The sequence below is a fragment of the Engelhardtia mirabilis genome (assembly GCF_007748095.1).
Classification (GTDB): Bacteria; Planctomycetota; UBA1135; order UBA1135.
Genome location: NZ_CP036287.1, coordinates 2,368,713 through 2,383,866, shown reverse-complemented (window position 1 = coordinate 2,383,866; position 15,154 = coordinate 2,368,713). Strand labels below are relative to the sequence as shown.

At 72.1% G+C, this 15,154-nt stretch carries 12 protein-coding genes; all 12 read right to left on the bottom strand.

What is annotated here, in order from left to right:
• Window positions 1-362: 362 nt before the first annotated feature.
• The 12 genes from murB to Pla133_RS08635 are packed head-to-tail and all read right to left on the bottom strand — an operon-like array spanning window position 363 to window position 14,972.
• Window positions 363-1,361, bottom strand: a complete 999-nt coding sequence (gene murB, locus Pla133_RS08690) for a UDP-N-acetylmuramate dehydrogenase (protein WP_145064525.1) — start codon at window positions 1,359-1,361, stop codon at window positions 363-365.
• A complete protein-coding gene (locus tag Pla133_RS08685) occupies window positions 1,315-3,918 on the bottom strand; it encodes a glycosyltransferase (protein ID WP_145064524.1) in 2,604 nt (867 codons plus the stop codon). The genes murB and Pla133_RS08685 overlap by 47 nt, the downstream gene beginning before the upstream one ends.
• Before the next feature lie 55 nt (window positions 3,919-3,973).
• Window positions 3,974-4,261 (bottom strand): hypothetical protein, encoded by a 288-nt coding sequence (locus Pla133_RS08680; RefSeq protein WP_145064523.1) that lies wholly within the window; start codon window positions 4,259-4,261, stop codon window positions 3,974-3,976.
• On the bottom strand, window positions 4,258-5,403 hold the full coding sequence (locus Pla133_RS08675; RefSeq protein ID WP_145064522.1) for a LysM peptidoglycan-binding domain-containing protein: 1,146 nt from the start codon (window positions 5,401-5,403) through the stop codon (window positions 4,258-4,260). The genes Pla133_RS08680 and Pla133_RS08675 overlap by 4 nt, the downstream gene beginning before the upstream one ends.
• Before the next feature lie 6 nt (window positions 5,404-5,409).
• The gene (locus Pla133_RS08670; RefSeq protein ID WP_145064521.1) at window positions 5,410-6,597 is read right to left on the bottom strand and encodes an FtsW/RodA/SpoVE family cell cycle protein; all 1,188 of its coding nucleotides are present in this window, start codon (window positions 6,595-6,597) and stop codon (window positions 5,410-5,412) included.
• Window positions 6,598-7,746 (bottom strand): phospho-N-acetylmuramoyl-pentapeptide-transferase, encoded by a 1,149-nt coding sequence (mraY, locus tag Pla133_RS08665; RefSeq protein ID WP_419192260.1) that lies wholly within the window; start codon window positions 7,744-7,746, stop codon window positions 6,598-6,600. It lies immediately after the preceding gene.
• Between the two features lies 1 nt (window position 7,747).
• Window positions 7,748-9,148, bottom strand: a complete 1,401-nt coding sequence (locus Pla133_RS08660; RefSeq protein WP_145064519.1) for a UDP-N-acetylmuramoyl-tripeptide--D-alanyl-D-alanine ligase — start codon at window positions 9,146-9,148, stop codon at window positions 7,748-7,750.
• A complete protein-coding gene (locus Pla133_RS08655; RefSeq protein WP_419195437.1) occupies window positions 9,145-10,683 on the bottom strand; it encodes a UDP-N-acetylmuramoyl-L-alanyl-D-glutamate--2,6-diaminopimelate ligase in 1,539 nt (512 codons plus the stop codon). Before Pla133_RS08655 ends, Pla133_RS08660 begins: the two co-directional genes overlap by 4 nt.
• Entirely contained in the window at window positions 10,677-13,301 is a 2,625-nt protein-coding gene (locus Pla133_RS08650) for a penicillin-binding transpeptidase domain-containing protein (protein ID WP_145064517.1), read from the bottom strand. Before Pla133_RS08650 ends, Pla133_RS08655 begins: the two co-directional genes overlap by 7 nt.
• Window positions 13,298-13,543 (bottom strand): hypothetical protein, encoded by a 246-nt coding sequence (locus Pla133_RS08645; RefSeq protein WP_145064516.1) that lies wholly within the window; start codon window positions 13,541-13,543, stop codon window positions 13,298-13,300. The genes Pla133_RS08650 and Pla133_RS08645 overlap by 4 nt, the downstream gene beginning before the upstream one ends.
• Complete coding sequence (gene rsmH, locus Pla133_RS08640) at window positions 13,540-14,469, bottom strand: 16S rRNA (cytosine(1402)-N(4))-methyltransferase RsmH (protein ID WP_419192258.1); 930 nt, start codon at window positions 14,467-14,469, stop codon at window positions 13,540-13,542. Before rsmH ends, Pla133_RS08645 begins: the two co-directional genes overlap by 4 nt.
• A gap of 5 nt (window positions 14,470-14,474) precedes the next feature.
• The gene (locus Pla133_RS08635; RefSeq protein WP_145064514.1) at window positions 14,475-14,972 is read right to left on the bottom strand and encodes a division/cell wall cluster transcriptional repressor MraZ; all 498 of its coding nucleotides are present in this window, start codon (window positions 14,970-14,972) and stop codon (window positions 14,475-14,477) included.
• Window positions 14,973-15,154 lie beyond the last annotated feature (182 nt).

Sequence of the window (15,154 nt, the reverse complement as noted above, 5' to 3'; positions counted from 1 at the left end):
GCGGCCGCGGCACCCGCGAGATTCCGAAAGGGGGGTCGCAGGGCAATGGGTTCCGTGCGAGACGGGGCCCGGGGGGACACGGGGAAGTGGGGGTCGGTCCGCCCTGCGGTGGGGGTCGGCTTCGGTGGGTGCCGCGGCCGCACACCAGGTATCGGGCGCTGGGCCCAGAACCTTGGTGGTTCAGTCCACGCTGCGCCCCGCTTGCCGGACTGGCTGCGCTAACCCTCTCGATACAAAGAGCTTCCGGCTTCCCATCGGTGCGCCACGGGCACCGGCTGACGTCGGCCCCGACGTTTCCGACCGGCGGCTCCGGATGCGGTGGCCCCGCGCGGTGGCCCCGCACGGCGGCCGGGCCAGAGCGCTCAGACGCCCCAGAGCTTGACCTCGGTGGCCAGCTCCACGCCGAAGCGGCTGGCGACCTCTTGGCGCACTTCCTCGATCAGCGCGAGCACGTCGGCGGCGGTCGCGCCGCCACGGTTGACCACGAAGTTGCCGTGCTTCTCGGAGACCTGGGCACCGCCGCGGGTGCGACCCTTGAGGCCGGCCTCGTCCACGAGCTGCCCCGCGCTGCGGCCGCCCGAGAGCTCGGGGTCGGGGTTCTTGAAGACGCAGCCAGCCGACTGCTCGGTGACCGGTTGCACCTGGCGCTTGTGGAGCAGGTAGCGGCGCACCTCCTCGTCGACCACCCTGGGGTGGCTCGGCTCGAACTCGAGCACCACGCCGGCCACGATCGCCCCACCGAGGTTGCCGTTGCGGTAGCTCGGTTGGCAGTCGGCGCGCAGCAGATCCTTGAACTCCCCCGTCTCGTCGATCACGCGCACGCGCTCGACCGCGTCCCACAGGTCGCCCCACGAGCCGCCGGCGTTCATGGCCACGCCGCCCCCGATCGAGCCGGGTACCCCGGCCAAGCCTTCGATCCCGCTCCAACCCAGGCGCTTGGACATGCCGACCAGGCCGGGCATCGAAGCGCCGGCCCAGGCCACCAGGCGCGGCGTCGGCTCGGACTCGGGGAAGTGCTGGCGCGGCTGCACCTCGACGAAGGGGTCGGCCTCTTCTTCTTCGCGCGAGCCGCCCAGGTCCATCCGCAGCTCGAAGGGCACGTAGCGGAAGGCGCGGCGAATCCGATCGGTGGCGATCACCGGGCCGGGCACCTCGCCGTCGGCGATGATCAGGTTCGCACCGCCGCCCAGGATGCGCACTTCGAAGCCGCGCTCGCGCACCCAGGTCACCGCGCGGCGCAGCTCCTCGGGATCGCCGGGCTCGAGCAAGAGGGGTGTCGTGCCCCCCACCTTCAGGGTGGTGCGAGCGGCGAGGTCAGCGTTGCGAACCGCCGCGCAGGGCCAGTCTTCCAAGGAGATCATGGGCTATGGACTCCACGTCGCCCGCGCCGATGACCATCGCGACGCAGGGCGGCGTCAAGCGTTGGGCCAGGGCTTCGGTGGCAGCGCAGAGGTTACCCGCCGCCAGGGCCGCGGTGCCCGCCACTTGGATTCGCGCGACCAGATCCGGCGCTTCGGCGGAGGGCTCACCGGGAGCGGGCCGACGCGCGCCGTAGACGTCGGACACGAGCACCTCGTCGGCGAGGGCCAATGCGGCCGCGAACTCCTCGAGGAAGTGCGCCGTGCGGCTGTATTGGTGCGGCTGGAAGAGCACCACCAGGCGTCGATCGGGAAACACCTCGCGCGCCGCTTCGAAGGTCGCGCGGACCTCCGTCGGATGGTGCGCGTAGTCGTGGACGACGGCCAGGCCCTCCTCGTCGAGCCAGCGCTCGAAGCGGCGACCGGCACCGCGAAAGCGCGCCAGGCCCTCGGCGGCCGCTGCGGCCCGGCCGGGGCCGGCTGCGTGAACGGCCAGGGCCAGTGCCAGGGCCGCATTCTCCACGTTGAAGCGGCCGGGCACCCCGGGCACCACCAGGTCCAGCTCGAAGCCCGGCCCGGCGAGGGCGAAGGCGTGGTGGCCGTCCCGCTGGCCGCGCGGCGTCACGATCAACTCACGCCCCAGGCGCCAGACCGCGCAGCGCGCCGCCCGCTCGACCCGCTCGGGCACATTGGCCCCCACGACCAACAGTCCGCCAGGGTCGACCCGCGCCGCGAAGGCGCTGAAGCCGTCGATCACCCCCTGCAGGTCGCCGTAGCAGTCCAGGTGATCGGCTTCGACGTTGGTGATCGCGGCGGCGGTGGGACGCAGCTCGAGGAAGCTGTGGTCGAACTCGCAGGCCTCTACCACGAACCAACCGTCGGGTCCGGGCGGGATCGCGTTGGTGGCGAGGTCGAGGCACACCCCGCCGATCAGCCCACCGGGAGTGGGTTCATGAACCGCCGCGCGCAGGGCGTGCAGGGTCAACCAGGAGGTGGTGGTCTTGCCGTGGGTGCCCGTGATCGCCAGGGTCCGGCCGGCCGGGGCCAGCCGCCCCAGGGCGGCCGCGTACTTCAGCACCGGGATGCCCCGCTCCCGCGCCGCTTCGACCTGGGGATCGTCCTCCGGCACGGCCGCGGAGCGCACCACAAGCTCGGCCTCAGGCGGCAGGCCGTCGGCGGACGAGTCGCCGTGGCGCACCTCGATTCCGAGGGCGGCGAGCCGCTCGAGCGCGGGCGACGGGCTGCGATCGTGCCCGCTGACCCGGTGGCCGCGGGCAACCAGCAGGCGGGCCATGCCCGACACGCCCGCGCCACCGACGCCGAGCAGGTGGATGCGCCGCGGCAGGGCCGGGTGCAGGGGCTCGCCCCCCGCGGGGACCGCGACCTCGCGGGGCGCGCGCTCGACGATCGTGCGTCCGAGCAGCTCTTCGAGCTTGACGACAAGTCGCGCGGAACCGTCACCAGGCACGCGGCGACGAAGTTCGGCGGCCATGCTGGTCCTGCGTTCTGCGCCCTCCTCGCCAATCAGGCGCGCCAGGGCCGAGGCGCGCTCCGCGTCGAGCTGGGCCTGGGGCAGCACGACGACGCCAGCGCCGAGCTGCGCGGCGTTGAGCTGCTGGTGATTGCCACTGGCCTGGGGGTAGGGCACGAGCACCGCGGGCACGCCCAGCGCGGCAATCTCCGCCAGGCTCGAAGCGCCGGCGCGGGCCAGGACCGCGGTCGACGCGCGCAGGGCCCGATGGGTCGGATCGACGAACTCCACGGCGCGGTAGCCCGGCCGGTCCGCCGCCCCCTCGTCGCGACGACCGGGTCCAACCTGGTGCAGGACTTGCACGCCGCCCTCCAACAACAGATCCAGGTGCTCGCGCACGAAGCCGTTCAATGGACCCGCCCCCTGGCTGCCCCCGAGCACGAGCAGCAGGGGCCGCGCAGGATCGAGTCCGAGCGCGGCAACGAAGGCCGACGCCTCCGCCTGAGCCGCCCCATCGTCCTGGGTGTAGACCGGCGCCAGGGGCGGGCCGCTGACGCGGTGACGGCTGTCCTTCGGAGCGCCGGTGGGCATGCTCGCTTGGACCGAGTGCAGGATCCGCGCCGCCAGGGGCGAGAGGAGTCGGGTGGCTCCGCCCATCACCGCGTTGACTTCGAGCAACACGACCGGGATCCCCAGGCTGCGTGCTGCCAGGACCGCGGGCAGGCTGACGTAGCCGCCCAGGCCCAGGAGCAGCTCGCTGCGGTGCTCCACCAGCGCTCGACGGGCGCGCGCGAACGCGACGGGCATCCGCACCAATTGGGTCCCGTGGGAAGGGGCCGCGTCGCGGCCGCCCTCGATCCCCAGGGACCGAACCCGCGCCGGCACCCCGTCCAGGCGCGCCGCCAGGTCGGCCAGCATGCGTCGGTCGACGCGACGGTCCCCGGCCAGCCAGAGGACGTCGTCCAGGCCGCGTGCCTCGACCAGCCAGTCGAGCAGGTGCAGACCCGGAGCCAGGTGCCCGCCCGTCCCGCCGCCGGCCAGGGCCAGCCGCAGGGGGGTCGGGATCGAAGGTTGGATGGAGGCGGTCAAGGACGGAGGGGGGGCGTCTCGGTGTGGCCTGCGCGCTGCGAAGCCACGACGATACTCACCCCTGGCCGTCGAGCTCTACTGCGCTGGCGACGAGGATCGTCTCGTTCTCGCCCTCGGTAGCGATCAGGACGGCTCCGACGCCCTCGATCCCCGACGCATCGGCCGCCGAGGGATCGTCGCCGAGCCCCAGGGCCTGGGCCGCGTCGATCAGGGCGGTGGAACCGCGACCGACTTCGATCGCCCGCGCCACGGCGCCGGCGGCCGAGTCGATCGAGGATCCCAGGTGAGCGCCGACCACAGCCGCACTACCGAGCAGCAGGACGGTCAGGAGCCCTCGGCTCATCGGACGCCGCTCCGTCGTCCGGGACCATTCGAGGCCACGGCCCCCAGCGGCAGGTAGAGCGTCGCGCCCTCGGTCAGGCGATCGAGGTTCAGGCTCGGGTTGAGGGCGGCCAACTCGACGTAGCGAGCGCCGCTGCCCAACTCGCGCTCCGCGATCTTCCAGGCGCTGTCGCCACGGGCCACCACATAGGCGCGGGTCCCGGACGGCATGCCCGCGCCTTGGGCCTTGTCGGCGGCTGCCGTCTTGGCCCGCGCCGATTCGGCGAGGGACGCACTCGGCTCGGCCGACTTGGAATCGGCGTCCCTGCCGGATGAAGACGGGGCTGCCGCGGGGACGGAATCGTCCGTGCGCGGGATCGTGACCAGGGTGCCCGCCAACACGTTGTCAGGGTTCAGGGTCGGGTTGGCCGCAGCGATCTCCTGCCAGCGCGAAGCCTTGCCCAGGTAGCGCTGGGCCAGGTGGGAGAGGGTCTCCCCCTCGGGCAGCTTGACCTGCAGCGGCGCGTTGGCGGCACCCCCGAGGCCATGGGCTCCCGCGGTCTTCCGGGCGCCCGGGCGCTCGACAGTGCCATCGCCCACCGGAGACACGGGACCTTCCCGTCGGTCGCCGGTCCGGTTCGATTCGGCGGCAGCTCGGGCGGCCAGGAGTGCCTCGCGCTCCGACGCGGTCGGGGCCGGGTCCTTGTCGGCATCGGCCGGGGTCAAGCGACGGCCGTCCGGCGACCAAGTCGGGCTCGGCGCCTCGCCCCTGCTCCCGTCCTGGGGCACCGCACCCGCGGATCTGGCGTTGGCCAGGCGGTTGGCCTCGGAATCGGCCGCGCCAGGTCCGCGCTGGCCCCGCTCCTCTCCCGCGCCCGTTGCGGCCGTTGCGGCCGTTCCGCGGGTCTGGGCACTCGCGTTGCCGGCGGGGCCCGTGGGCTCAGCGACCGGCGCCCCACTGGTGAGGCGCTCGCTCTCCCGACGCCGGTTCTCGCGCGCCGCCGAGTCCCGGCCCACCTGGGCCTGGTCGACGTCAGCCACGAGGGGCAGGGGCCCGCCCTCGCTCGTCGCGTTCGAGTCGGAGCCGTCCCACAGGGAGACGGCCACCGCCGAGACGACGAGGAAGAGCAGCGTGATCAGTCCGTAGCGTTCGATCTCCTGCATCTGATTTCACTCCGTGCGGTGTCTGCGACCGGCGCCTATGGCGAGACCGACCGCTAGTGAGGACACGATCAACGATGTGCCGCCGTCACTCAAGAACGGCAACGTCATTCCCTTGGGGGGCGCGACTCCGGCGACGACCTGGACGTGTACAAGGGCCTGGAACAGGACCGAGATACACAGCCCGAATGCGGCGGTCGCGCAGAACCGATCGCGGATCGAGGCCACGAGCTGCAGCGCGAAGGCCAGGAAGGCCAACAGCAACAGCAGCACGAGGGCCATGCCGAACCAACCGAACTCCTCCGCCACCAGAGCGAAGACGAAGTCCGAGTCGTTGTAGTGGAAGCCCTGGTTGCGAAGCACGCCCAGGCCGAGACCCGTGCCCACCGGCCCGGCGTTCGAGAGGGCCTCGATGCTGGCGGCGACCTGGTCGTTCTGGACGTCCCCGAACCACATGCCCAGGCGGCTGCGGACGTAGGGGCGCACGGCGGCGACGAAGCCGAAGACCGTGGCGACCAGCAGCAGGAAGGGCGCACCGGCGCGCTTGATGTCCACGCCGCCCTCCCACATGGTCGCGAAGGCGCAGATCAGAAGGACCAGCGCCCCGCCCAGGTCGGGTTGACGGCCGATCAGGCCCGCGAAGAGGGTCACCAGGGCCAGGGTCTTGAAGACAGGGCGACCGTAGGTGCGCCCCTTGTCCCCCATCTTGGCCGTGCGATCGGCGATCCACAGGATCAGCGCCACGCGCGCCAGCTCCGACGGTTGCAGGCTGAAACCCAGGTGCACCCAGCGGTGGGCGCCGTTGTAGGGGGCCTCGAGGCCGGGCACCCAGACGCAGACGAGCAGCGCGATGGCGCCACAGATCACCAGGGGCAAGAGCGGGCGCAGGCGCGCGGGACCGACCATGGCGGCGACCAGCAGCACACCCAGTGCCACGGAGCGGAAGGCGACCTCCCAGAGCAGGTCCACGCGGAACTGACCCGGGCCCAGGGTCGTCGCGGCGTGGCTGGCCTGGAGTACCAGGCCGAAGCCCAGCAGCGCCAGGGTCACCGCGAACAGGCGCCGGGCCGGCCGCGAGGGGTCGGCGTCCTCAACATGCCGCACGACGCTCTGGAGCACGTCGCCGATGCGAAGCTGCTTCAGACCGCTGTCGGCGGCGGGGTCGCGGCGCGACCTGGGGAGGGGCACGCGGACCATTCAGCGCACCTTCAAGAGGGCCAGGCTCGCGAGAGCGCCGACGATCGCCAGGATCCAGAAGCGGATCACGACGGTGACTTCGTGGATGCCCTCGGCGCGCCGCTTGAAGACGCCGCCGTAGAGCTGAAGGCCGTGGTGGACGGGCGCGCAGGTGAAGATGCGGCGGCCGCCCGAGCGGCGGTACCAGAAGGTCTGCAACCAAGACGAGCCCAGGTCGACCACCAGCACGATCGCGATCAGGGGCAGCACCAGCTCCTGCTTCGAGACCACGGCCATCCAGGCCAACAGGCCGCCCAGGGGCAGCGAGCCGGAGTCGCCCATGAAGACCTTGGCCGGGTAGGCGTTGAACCACAGGAAACCGAGGCACGCGCCGCACAGGGCCCCACCGACCACGGCCATGTCGCCGGCGGCGGGCACGTGGGGCAGGCTCAGGTAGGCGGTCCAGTCGGCGCGACCGGTGACGTAGCAGAACAGGGTCAGCGCGAGGCCCGAGATGGCCATGCAGCCGGCTGCCAGGCCGTCGAGACCGTCGACGATGTTGGCGGCGTTGGCGGTGCCCACCACCACCAGCCACTGGAAGCCGACGAAGACCACCAAGCCCAAGGGACCCCAGGCCAGGAAGTCGATGCGCGCGTCCTTGAACAGGGGCGGATAGAGCGCAAGCAGGGTCTCGCTCTCGCGCAGCAGGGCGAACTGGACCAGGGCCACCAGCACCGCCAGGGTGACCACGCTCATGCCCACCAGCTTGGCCCGACGCGTCAGGCCGCGGCTCTCGGGCTCGGTCAGCTTGCGGTAGTCGTCCACGAAGCCCACGGCGCCCAGGCCGGCGGTCAGCACCACCGCCAGCACGACCGGCATCGAGGTCACGTCCGCCCACAGCAGCACCGCCGCCAGGAGCGAGACGATCAGGAAGGCCCCGCCCATCGTGGTGGTGTCGTTCTTGCCGCCCTGCCGAGCCTTCTCGGCCAGGTCCGCGGAACCACTCGTGTCGACGTTGTCGCGCACGCTGCGCGCGCGCAGCCAGGCGATCGTCGGACCCCCGGTGATCAGCGCCAGGGCGAACGCCGTCATGGCCGCCATGGCCGTGCGGAACGACAGGTAGTCGAACAGCGAGTAGCCGAACAGGCGACCGAGCAGTTCCGCGAGCATTTCAGCAGGCCTCGCGGCGGTGGCGAGCGATGAGCGCGTCGACGACGCGTTCGAGGGCCAGCGCGCGGCTGGCCTTGACGAGGACGGCGTCGCCGTGCCGGACCAGGTCCGGCACGACGCGCGCCGCATCCTCGGCGCGCTCGAGGTGGTGCACCGCCTCCGGTGGCATCCCTCCCTCGAGCGCGCCCGCTGCAGCAGCCTTCGCCAATTCCCCCACGGCGACGACTACTTCCAGGCCCGCGCGGGCCGCTTCCATTCCCACCTGATGGTGGAGTTCAGCCGCGAGCTCCCCCAGCTCGAGCATGTCCCCGAGCACGAGCACGCGGCGGCGATAGCCGAACAGGCCCTCCAGCACTCGCACGGCGGCGAGGGCGGAGGACGGGTTCGAGTTGTACGAATCGTCGAACACGGTCAGCTCACCGAGTTCGTGGCGCTCCATGCGCCGACGGGCGCCGGCCAGGCGCTGCACCGCGGGCAGGACCTTGGCGCGCGGGACGGACAGCCCGTCGCACACGGCCAGAGCCGCCAGCAGGTTCTGCACGTTGTGCGTCCCCAGGAGCGGCGAGGCCACCTCGACGCCGTCCAGTCGGAAGCTCGTCCCTCCGGAGTGGAACAGCACGTCGGTGGCGTCCAGGTCCGAGGCGCCGTCGCCGTCGACGCTGAACCCGATCGTGCGTCCGCGGTTGCGCGAGCGCATCAGCTTCGAGTAGCGGCAGTCGTCGTTGACGATCAGCAGGCCCGTGTCGGAGAGGCTGGCCGGCAGGGCCGACTTCTCTTCGGCCACACCGTCGACAGAGCCGAGCCCGAGCAGGTGCGAGGCCCCCACGTTCGTCACGAGGCCCACGTCCGGTCGCGCGATGCGGCACAGGGCCGCGATCTCGCCCGGTCCACTGGTCCCCACCTCGACCACCACGAAGTCCGTGTCCTCGTCGGCGAGGAACAGGGTCAGGGGCACGCCGATGGCGTTGTTGAACGAGCCGGGGCTGGCGACGGTCTCGCCCGCCTGCTGCAGCAGTTGGGCCAGGATGTTCTTGGTGGAGGTCTTGCCGCAGGAACCCGTGATCGCGATCACGGGTGCCTTCAGTCTCGAACGATGCCAGGCCGCCAGGTCACCGAGAGCCCGCAGGGGGTCGTCGTGCACCGCGACGCCGATGCCCGGCGGCAGGGCCTCGAGGTCGAGCATGCCGCCCTCGCGCACCAGCAGCGCGGCCGCGCCGGCCGCGGCGGCCCCGGGCGCGAAGCGCGTGCCGTCGAAGTTGGGGCCGGAGAGGGCCACGAAGAGCTCGCCAGGTCGCACGGAACGGGAGTCCGTGCTGACACCGACCATGGGTTCGCCGTGGTGCGGCCGAACTTCCCGTGCACCGGTGGCCGCGAGCAGTTCCTTGAAAGTCAGTCGAATCATCCGAGCACCTCCCGTGCCACGGCGCGGTCGTCGAACTCGATCCGGCCCGTGGGCAGGATCTGGTAGTCCTCGTGCCCCTTGCCGGCGATCAGCACCGCGTCGCACGGCCGGGCGAGGCCGATGGCGCGCTCGATCGCATCGCGGCGATCGACCTCCACCAACAGCTCCGTCTGGGCGCCGACGAGGCCCTCGAGCACCTCGTCGATGATCGCCTCGGGCGTCTCGCCGCGCGGGTTGTCGCTGGTCAACACGGCCACGTCGGACAGCTCCCCCACCACGCTCCCCATGGGCGCTCGCTTGCCGCGATCGCGGTTCCCGCCGCAGCCGAAGACGCAGATCAGCCGGCCTTCGCCCGCAGCATCCAGCTCCTCCCGCAGGGCCGTCAGCACCGCGCGCAGGGCGTCCGGCGTGTGGGCGTAGTCCACCAACACGCGGAAGGGGTGCCCCGGGGCCGAGACGCGCTCGAGACGCCCCGGGGGCAGAGAGAGAGAGATTCGGTCGTGAGAGGCCGTGGGGTCACAGGAACGCAGCCCTGAACGCAGCGCGTCAGGGCTCGCTCCCGTAACCAGCACGGCGGCGAATGCCGCCAGTGCGTTCTCGACGTTGTGTCGCCCGGAGACAGTGACCAGATCCGAGCTTGTTGGAATCCCCATTCCAGCGATGGCGAAGGTGGAACCTTCGGGCGACACGACAAGTCGAGTGGCACGCAGGTCCGCTCGGGACCCCATGCCGTACGTGATGACCCGCGCGCCGCGCTCGGCGGCGGCGCGAGCCATGAACTCCGCGTACTCCCCGGTGGCCGGCACGATCGCCGTGCCGCCCTCGGGCAGGGACTCGAACAGGCGACGCTTGGCGGCCGCGTAGCTCGCCATGTCGCCGTGGTAGTCCAAGTGGTCGCGGGTCAAGTTGGTGAAGATCGCCACGTCCAGGTGCAACCCGGCGAGGCGGTCCTGGACCAGGGCGTGGCTGCTGGCCTCGAGGGCCACGCAATCGCCCCCCGCCGCCAGGTGCGCGGCCAACAGCCGCTGCAGATCGCAGGCATCGGGGGTGGTGTTGCGGGTCGGCGCCAGGGTCCCGGCGCTCAGCTCGTGTCCGACCGTGCCGACGAAGGCCGGGCGGCGACCGGCGGCCCGCAACAACTGCGTGGCTAGCCAGGCCACGGTGGTCTTGCCGTTGGTGCCCGTGACGGCGATCACGTCCAGCTTGGCCGAGGGGTCGCCGTGCACGCGAGCGGCGGCCTCGCCCACCGCGCGGCGGGCCTCGCCGTGGAGCCAGACCGGGACGCCGCGCAGGTCGGGGACGCTGGCCAGGTGCGCGCCCGCATCCTCGGGAGCGAGGAGCGCCACGGCGCCGTTGGCCACGGCCTGTCCCGCGAAGCTGAGCCCGTCGGCGGCCGCACCGGGCAGGGCCGCGAACAGGTCGCCGGCGGTGACCTGGCGGCTGTCGAGGCGCACGTCGGTCACGTCGGGGCCAGGCCCGTCGAGTCCCACGGCGCGCCCGCCGAAGTCGCGCACGAGGTGACCGAGGTTCACCACGGCGAAACCTCCGCTGCGGCCGAGGCGGCGGGGGCCCAGGGCAAGTCGGCGCCGGGGGCCAGATCGAGGACCGGCTGCTCCTGCGCCTGCGCGACCGGCTCGGAGGGCGCGCGCAGTCCGAGCGCGCGGCAGAGAACGTCGACCGCGGCGGGACCCGCGACCTTCGAGCCGAACTTCTCGTCGCCGTGCGGGTCGTCCACGACCAGCATGACCAGCACCTCGCGCCCCGTCTCCGGGTGCGCGGCCATGACGACGATCGAAGGCACGTAGCACGCCCGGCGCGGGGAGAAGTCCCCGCGCAGTCGGCTGCGCACCGCGGCGTCGTCCCAGTCCGCGCCCGTTTCGAGGGCGTGGGAGTACTCGCTGCGGTATTTGTGCTCGCAGACGTCGAAGGCCAGCTTCTCCGTCGTGCCCGTCTTGCTGTAGAGGGTCAAGCCGGCCGGACGCACGAGGTCCTTGCCGGTTCCGATCGTGGCGCCCATGGCCATCATCGCGCGCAGTTGACCCGGGATCTCGGGGCGCACGACCTGGCAGCTGCGGGCGTCGACGAGCTCGTGGTAGCCGTCATCGACCTCGAGCCCGCGGGCGAAACGCAGTGGACGCCAGGCGCCGTCGTCGAGCAGGGCCGAGATGGCCGCGGCGTGCTGCAGCAGTGTGGTCGTGATCGAATCGCCGAAGGAGACCGAGGCGTGGCTGCGGCGGCGCTCCCAGGGGTCGCCCCCGCGGGTGTCGCTCTCGCCGATCTGCCCGTCGACGTTGAGCAGGCCCGAAGCGAGCAGCTCGGGACATGCCGCGGTGCCGTAGCCGAGGTCCGCGGTGGCGCGCTTCCACACGGCGACCGGGACGCGCAGGCCGATCTGCACCATGCCGGCGTTGGACGAGCGCGCCACGCACATGGCGGCCGTGATCACGCCGCGCGCGAAGCCCTCGGCCTCGCGGATGATGCGGGCCCTGCCCCGACGCCCCTCGGGCGGGCTCACCTGGAACTGCCCCTCGCCGACGTTGATCAACTCATTCGGCGTGACGACTCCCTGTTGCAGCGCCAGGGCCATCGTCACCAGCTTGAAGGTCGAGCCGGGCGTGAAGCCGTGCTGCAGCGGCGGGAAGGTGATCGAGCCGTACTTCGAGCGCCAGTCCATGGCCAGGACCTCGCGCGACTCCAACTCGATCGCCACGGCCATGACCAGGGCCGCGTCCTGCCCCTCGACCACGCGCTGGAGGCGTTGGCCGAGGTAGGCCTGCAGGTCCAGGTCGAGTGTGGTCTCGAGCTCGGCGGGATGGATGCCGTCGCGGCGGTCGAGGTAGTAGTCGCGCGGCGTGCCCGGTCGGCGCGGGCGCAAGAGGAGCCGCTGAAGCTCGTCGCCTTCCCCAGCCACGAGGTGATCCAAGCGCAGGGTCAGGCCGTCCTCCACCAGGGGGATCTCGGGGCCCTCGCTCTGCTCGATCGCGCGCAACACCGTGAAGCCGAGGTGCTCCAGGCCGCGGGAAGGACGCAGCACCGGATCGGGATCGCGCCCGTCGACGGTGGGCTCGGGATCGAGCGGCGGCAACCACTCCCAGGAGCCGACGACGCCGGACTCCCCCAACGGATAGACGCGCTCCGCGGTGGGTTGGAGCCAGAGCTGGTAGGCCGAGATGTCCTCGGACTCGATCAACGCGCGCACCGTCTCGAGGTGCTCGACGGGCAGCAGGGCGGCCAGCTCCGCGTGGCGGCGGGGCATCAGGCCGTCGAAGACCCACTCGTGCAGGGGCCCGACGAAGATCCACTCGTCGGGATCGGGAGCGTTGGCGTCGCCGACCAGCATGGAGCGCAGCTCGGCGGCCAGACCACGGCTGGGGGCGATGTCCGCCGCGAGCACGTGGTAGCGGGGTGCGTCGGCCTCACCCTTGGCGCGCATCAGGGCCAGCTCCCTCTCGCGCGCCGCTTCGAAGAAGGGCGCCAGGCCCTGCCCGAGCACGCGCACCCAACGGGCCGCCGCTCCGCGCATGCCATCGAGCTCGGAGCAGACGCGCTCGCGAGTCTCCTCCGACAGCACCACCTGGGGCCGCCAGACGAGCTCGAAGAAGGGGCCGGACACATCGGCCAGGAGCGCGACCGCGTCGGCCACGTCAGGATCGGGCGCGTACCGCTCGAGTCGGAAACCGGGCACGGGCCGTCCGGAGTCGCCGGGGCCCCCGGCGCCGATCCACTCGGACAGGGCCAGGGCCTCGACCTGGGTCAAGGGCCAGCGCGTGACACGCCGCTCCCCCGCCTGGTCCAGGTCGAGCATGGTGTCGCGCAGCTCGTCGCGGCCCGCGTCGTCCAGGTCGAGGGCCTCGGCCAGGCCGTCGATGATCCGCTCCGGCGTGTGGCCGAGCCACAGGTTGTAGAGCGACGCTTCGACGGCGTAGGTCGGCAGGGATCGAGCCAGGGCGCGCCCGTCTCGATCGAGCAGGGTGAAGAAGGGCGGCTGCTTGAACTCGCCGCGATCGTGGGTCAGCCGCTTGGCGGGTGTCGGAACCGTCTGGGCCAGGGTGCCCATGCGCGCGCCCACGCCCACCAGGGCCAGGCTGAGCAGCAGGAACAAGCCGGCGCCGGTGACGTTGCGTTGACGACGATCCAGCAGGGCGGGGCTCACTGGATCACCTCGCCGTCGATGCCGGGCTCGAGGACGGCGGGCTCGCCCGCCAGGACCCGGTGAACTTCCATCACGCAGTCGTTGTCCAGGGCCTCGATCCGCACCTCGAGGTCGAGGTTGGCGCGCTCGGTGCGCTGCAGCTCGTCGGCCACGGCGTGGTTCTCGGACTGGATCCAGGCCACGGCGAGCCCCAAGGCGACGCAGGACACTCCGAGCAGGTAGAGGGGCACGCCGCGGGTCACGGGCGTTCCTCCGCGGGGGCGGGGACGTCGGTGCGGCGGGCCGTACGCAGGCGCGCGGAGCGCGAACGCGGATTCGCCAGAGCTTCCGAACGCTCGGGCCCAACGGGCTTGTTCCCGTCCGACTCGAAGCGGCCGGCCTTGGCGGCTGCGGCGAGGAAGCGCTTCACGACGCCGTCCTCGCCGGAGTGGAAGCTGATGATCGCCAACAGCCCCCCGGGGGCCAGGGCGCGCTCGGCGGCCGCCAGGCCGTGCTCCAGTTGCCCGCCCTCGTCGTTCACCGCGCGGCGCAGGGCCTGGAACACGCGAGTCGCCGCGTGGACCTTGCCGCCGGGGCCGAGGGCGCGTTCGACCGTCTCGGCCAGGGCCATGGTGCGCTGGAAGGGTACACGCCGGCGCGCCTCCACCACCGCCGCGGCGGCGCGCCTCGAGCGGCGCTCGCCACCTTCGATGAAGAACAGGTCGGCCAGACGCTCCTCGGACCAGGAGTTGACGATCTCGGCCGCGGTCAGCTCCACGTCGGGCGACATCCGCATGTCCAGGGGACCGTCCTTGAGGGCCGAGAAGCCCCGTTCGGGGCGGTCGAAGTGCAGGGAGCACACGCCCAGGTCGGCCAGGACCGCCAAGGGGCGCTCGACCTCGGTCGCCGCCAGGCCGGACTCGAGCTCGGCGAAGGCCGACCGCGCCAGGCGCACTCGATCGCCGAAGGGCTCGAGGTTCGCGCGGGCCTCCGCCAGGGAGTCGGGGTCCCAGTCGAAGCCGACACCGCAGAGACCCTCGAAGCGCTCGAGGGCGGCGGTCAAGTGCCCGCCCGCCCCCACCGTGGCGTCGGCGAACCAACCCCGGGGATCGGTGCCGAGCACCCGCTCGCAGGCCGCGAGGATCGGAGCCACGAGGACGGGGCTGTGGACGGGTTGCCTTTCCGCCACGGCGATCACCTCGCCCCCTCTCCCGCGCCGCCGCCAGCCGTCCCGCTCTGGGACGACCACGGATCGGAGACCTGCGGGGCCATGGAATCGAAGTCGTCGCTGTGCGACTCGACCTCGTCTCGCCAGTGGTCGGCGCCCCAGATCTCGATCCGACCGCGCATGCCGATCAGCTCGACGCTCGACTCTTCGGGCAGCTTTGCCAGTGACCGCAGCTCCTTGGGGATCTGCAGGCGGCCCGACTTGTCGAGGGTGACCGGGAAGGTCGACGAGAAGAAGATGCGCTGGAAACGACGGCCCTCGGGCCCGGCGAAGAGGCCGGTCTCCAAACGGGCGATCTCGCGCTCGAACTCTTCCGGGCTCATCAGAGCCAGGCAGCCGTCGAAGCCGCGAGACAACATTCCAAGACGTTGGCCGTCGTCCCCGACCGGCAGGTGAGACTGCAGGCGCTTGGGAACGAAGACGCGACCCTTGGCGTCGAGACTGTGAGTGGACTTTCCGTACACGACCGAATGGCTTTCAGCGCGCGAATCCCGACCGGGTCGGGGGGGCGGCGGCGTTCAGGCCCGCGGGACCGTCCGTCGATCTCGTCGACGTCCAGGCACCCCGTCGGGGCGCCCACGGCCGGGCGGGTCAGGAACGATCGTCGCGAGCCCCACTCGGGGGCTGCCCAGACGCGCTGAGCACT

Excerpts from the sequence above, each read along its gene's own strand:
- Pla133_RS08680 (WP_145064523.1), bottom strand. The coding sequence starts at position 4,261 with ATGAGCCGAGGGCTCCTGACCGTCCTGCTGCTCGGTAGTGCGGCTGTG.
- mraY (WP_419192260.1), bottom strand. The coding sequence starts at position 7,746 with ATGCTCGCGGAACTGCTCGGTCGCCTGTTCGGCTACTCGCTGTTCGAC.
- Pla133_RS08670 (WP_145064521.1), bottom strand. The coding sequence starts at position 6,597 with ATGGTCCGCGTGCCCCTCCCCAGGTCGCGCCGCGACCCCGCCGCCGAC.
- Pla133_RS08675 (WP_145064522.1), bottom strand. The coding sequence starts at position 5,403 with ATGCAGGAGATCGAACGCTACGGACTGATCACGCTGCTCTTCCTCGTC.
- Pla133_RS08660 (WP_145064519.1), bottom strand. The coding sequence starts at position 9,148 with ATGATTCGACTGACTTTCAAGGAACTGCTCGCGGCCACCGGTGCACGG.
- murB (WP_145064525.1), bottom strand. The coding sequence starts at position 1,361 with ATGATCTCCTTGGAAGACTGGCCCTGCGCGGCGGTTCGCAACGCTGAC.